Below are 3,851 nucleotides of genomic sequence, written 5' to 3'. Positions count from 1 at the left end.
TCTCCATAAAAATATCCACAAAGTGCGCTTTTATAGCTCATCTGTGCTCCTTTTTGCGTAGAAATTTCGCTTAAATTTAGCAAATTCGCCGACCTCTATCGCCTCTCTCATCTCTTTCATCAAATTTAGATAGTAGTGTAGGTTATGAAGGCTTGCCAGTCTAAAAAATGTGAGCTCTCTTGCCTTAAAAAGGTGATTTAGATAGCCTCTAGAGTAGCGCTTGCAGGTGTAGCACTGGCACTCTTTGTCGATCGGCGAGTGGTCGTTTATGAAGCGGGCTGATTTGATATTTATCTTGCCAAAGCTAGTAAAAAGCGTGCCGTTTCTTGCGTTTCTTGTTGGCATAACGCAGTCAAACATATCAACCCCTCGCTCTACGTTTTCGACCAAGTCTTCTGGTGTGCCAACGCCCATTAGGTAGCGAGGCCTTAGCTCATCCATAAATGGCATAACCGCCTCAACCGTATCATACATCGACTCGTTGCTCTCGCCAACGCTTAGACCGCCGATCGCAAGGCCGTCAAATGGCATTTCATTTAGTGCCTCGGCGCAAAATTTACGTGCCTCATAGTCGGTGCCACCTTGAACGATACCAAAGATGTTTTGCTGCAAGCCAACGCCCTTGCTTTGCATAAATTTGTGGTAATCAATCGCCTCTTTTGCCCATTTTATCGTTCGTTTTATGCTTAGATCTATCCTTTTTGGCTCAGCAGGCAAGGCGACTAGATCATCAAGTATCATCATTATGTCGCTGCCTAGGTCATACTGCGTGTCAAGGACGGATCTTGGTGTGAAGTAGTGCGTGCTGCCGTCGATGTGGCTTTTAAATTTGATCCCGCCATCGTCATTTTTGGTGTTTGATCTAAGTGAAAATGCCTCTCTATTCGTCGGCAGCGTCAGATGTGTATAAGAGACAGACATGTGGTAGGTGTTTGCTAAAATGATCTTTGCGTCTAAAATTTCACTCATATCAAAGGCATCTAGGCTTTTAACTGCGCCAACCGTGCCAACTGGCATGAAAACTGGCGTTTGTATCACGCTGTGAGCGGTTGTTAGGACGCCGCGCCTTGCGTTGCCATCTTTTTTTATAACTTCAAATTTCATCTAAGTCCTTAAAATTCTTGATTTTTTATTTTAACAAAATTTATAATATAATCCAGAAATTTTAAGGCAAAGGAACTTTTTGCAAAAGAGAAATGATATCGTTTTTACCGAAGCAAACGGCACTGCAACCATAAAATTTGCAGGCGAGTTTAGCTATAAAGACGCAAAAAATTTACAAAGCATTTTTAAAAAAATCCAAAAGCTTAACGGCAATGTTAAATTTGACTTTAGCGAGCTAAAGAGTATTGATTATGCTGTTTTGATCCTTTTAAAAAACACGCTAAATGGCAAGAAATTTGAGATCATCACAAATGACGAGAAGATAAAGGCGATGGGCGAGCTGCTAAATGACGAGAAGATCGACTTTAACTATATGCCTCCGCACAATAGCCTAAATTTTTTCTCACGCCTCGGTGAGAAAATTTGTGAAGGTTTTGTAAATTTAGTTGAGTTTGGCTCGTTTTTGGGTGAGTTTTTGATAAAAAGCGTCAAAATTTTCCTTAATCCTGCAAATTTAAGGTTTAGAGAATTTAGCAACTACATAAAAGACGGCGGTGTAAATGCCGTTTTTATCGTTTCGCTCACCGCTTTTTTGATAGGCGTCGTGCTTGCATATCTTGGTAGTGCGATGCTCGCAAGCTTTGGAGCGAGTATATTTATAGTAGAGATCATGGGGATGCTAACGCTTAGAGAGGTCGCTCCGCTCATCGCTGCTATCGTCGTAGCAGGCAGGTCGGCCTCCAGCTTTACTGCACAAATTGGCGCTATGAAGCTAACTGAGGAGATAGACGCGATGAAGACGATGGGCTTTGAGCCATTTAACTTCTTGGTCTTGCCACGCATCATCGCCATGGTGCTTTGCGTGCCTGTCATCATCTTTATAGCTGACGGCATAAGCATCTTAGGGCAGATGATCATTTGTCAAACTATTCTTGATATCAGCTTTAGCGACTATCTCAATAGATTTCGCGAGATGGTCGAGCTTAGGCACTTTGCTGTTGGCATGATAAAGGCTCCGTTTTTTGGAGCGGTGATAGCGATAATTGGGTGTATGAGGGGATTTGGTGTGAGTCAAAACGCCCAAAGCCTTGGAGCGATGACAACCGTTAGCGTTGTAAATGCGATATTTTGGGTCATCGCGCTTGATGCCTTTTTCGCGATAATTTTTATGTGGCTAAAGATATGAACGAGATAATAGTTGGAAAAAACATAACGACAAGTTATGGCGATAAGATCATGCACGATAATGTGAGCTGGAGTATCAAAGAGGCTGAAATTTACGGCTTCTTAGGCGGTAGTGGCGCTGGCAAAACGACACTAATGAAGACAATGATATATCTAAAAAAGCCAAATAAGGGCGATATAACCTTTGACGGCGTCAATATGTGGAAAAGTAGCCCCAAAGAGCAGCAAGAGATCAAGCTAAAAAGTGGGACGATGTTTCAGTTTGGAGCGCTTTATAGCTCGATGACGATACTTGATAATGTGGGCGTTTTACTGCATGAGTACTCTAAATTTAACAAGCGCCAGATCGATGAGATAGCGATGTTTTGGATACAAAAAGTTGGGCTTAAAAAAGAAGTTTCTATGCTTTATCCAAGCGAGCTAAGTGGCGGTATGAAAAAAAGAGCCGCGCTCGCAAGAGCCTTGGTGCTAAGCCCTAGGGTGCTATTTTTGGACGAGCCAAATAGCGGCCTTGACCCTGTTAGCTCGCGCCAGATGGATGCTCTTATAAAAGATCTGCGCGATAGTATCGGACTTACCGTCGTTATGGTGACGCATGATGCGGATAGTATTTTTGATATTTTGGATAGATTTTTGATAATAGATAATAAAAAAATAGCCTTCGAAGGAAATATAAAAGAGCTTGAATATCTCGAAAATAACCCGCTTGAAGAGCTATTTAAAATGAGGAAAAAGTAGATGGAAAATAGAAATTCTTATACCATTGTCGGCATGTTTTTCATAGCCTGCCTTACAGCGTTTGCCATATTTATCTGGTGGATGACTAGCAAAAATAATACGAAAGTTGATTTTAAGGAGTATTACATCCACACAAGCGAGCTGCCAAGCGGATTAAAGGTGGATTCTACGGTTAAATTTATCGGCGTGCCAGCAGGAAGCGTTAGTGATATAGGCTTTGTCGATGATAAAAACGCTCTTATAAATATAACTATGAAGATAAGAGAGGACCTGCCTATAAAGGCCGATAGCGTGGCAAGTATCGAAGTTCAGGCTATCAGTGGTGTGGCTAGTATCAATATAAGCCGAGGCACAAAGGACTTTGAGTCAGGTCAAAAGCCTATATTGCAGATCGAACAGAGCCTCTTTTCAAAGCTTGGAAACAACGCAGAAAACATCACTTTTAAGATAAATCAAACCCTTGATAAGGTTGATGGATTTTTCTCGGCTGAAAATATCGCTCATATCGAGTCTATCCTAAGAAATATCGATAAATTTACCCAGGTCTTAACTGACGAAGAGGGGCTAAGTGAGATCGATAGCATCGTAAAAAATGTGAAAAATTTTAGCGACAATCTAAACAAAACTGACACAAAAGAGCTTGCTAAAAATTTAAACACGCTAATTGCCAGTGCAAACTCAGTTTTTAGCTCAGCAAATTCAGCTGTAAATGGCTATAGCTCACTGCAAGAGCTCATCGCCAAAAAGGCAAAAGATGGCGAATATGACCTTAGAAACACGCTCTCGCCGCTGCTTAGAGAGGCTAGCGAGGTTTTAAATGGATT

At 41.6% G+C, this 3,851-nt stretch carries 4 protein-coding genes; 3 read left to right on the top strand and 1 reads right to left on the bottom strand.

What is annotated here, in order from left to right:
• Window positions 1–30: 30 nt before the first annotated feature.
• Window positions 31–1,104 (bottom strand): tRNA guanosine(34) transglycosylase Tgt, encoded by a 1,074-nt coding sequence (gene tgt, locus Q0296_RS10835; RefSeq protein WP_298040484.1) that lies wholly within the window; start codon window positions 1,102–1,104, stop codon window positions 31–33.
• 79 nt (window positions 1,105–1,183) lie between these two features.
• On the opposite strand from tgt, the gene Q0296_RS10830 reads away from it, so the two are divergent.
• From Q0296_RS10830 to Q0296_RS10820, 3 genes are all read left to right on the top strand, one after another.
• Window positions 1,184–2,290: an ABC transporter permease gene (locus Q0296_RS10830; protein ID WP_298040482.1), complete on the top strand. Its 1,107-nt coding sequence runs from the start codon at window positions 1,184–1,186 to the stop codon at window positions 2,288–2,290.
• Entirely contained in the window at window positions 2,287–3,027 is a 741-nt protein-coding gene (locus Q0296_RS10825) for an ATP-binding cassette domain-containing protein (protein ID WP_298040480.1), read from the top strand. The genes Q0296_RS10830 and Q0296_RS10825 overlap by 4 nt, the downstream gene beginning before the upstream one ends.
• A partial coding sequence (locus Q0296_RS10820; RefSeq protein ID WP_298040478.1) for an MlaD family protein occupies window positions 3,028–3,851 on the top strand: 824 nt, incomplete at its 3' end.

This window comes from uncultured Campylobacter sp. (assembly GCF_937890585.1).
Lineage (GTDB): Bacteria > Campylobacterota > Campylobacteria > Campylobacterales > Campylobacteraceae > Campylobacter_A.
This window is presented reverse-complemented; position numbering and strand designations above follow the sequence as displayed.

What these genes read in the sequence shown, in the direction of transcription:
- tgt (WP_298040484.1), bottom strand. Translation starts at nt 1,104, where the DNA reads ATGAAATTTGAAGTTATAAAAAAAGATGGCAACGCAAGGCGCGGCGTC.
- Q0296_RS10825 (WP_298040480.1), top strand. Translation starts at nt 2,287, where the DNA reads ATGAACGAGATAATAGTTGGAAAAAACATAACGACAAGTTATGGCGAT.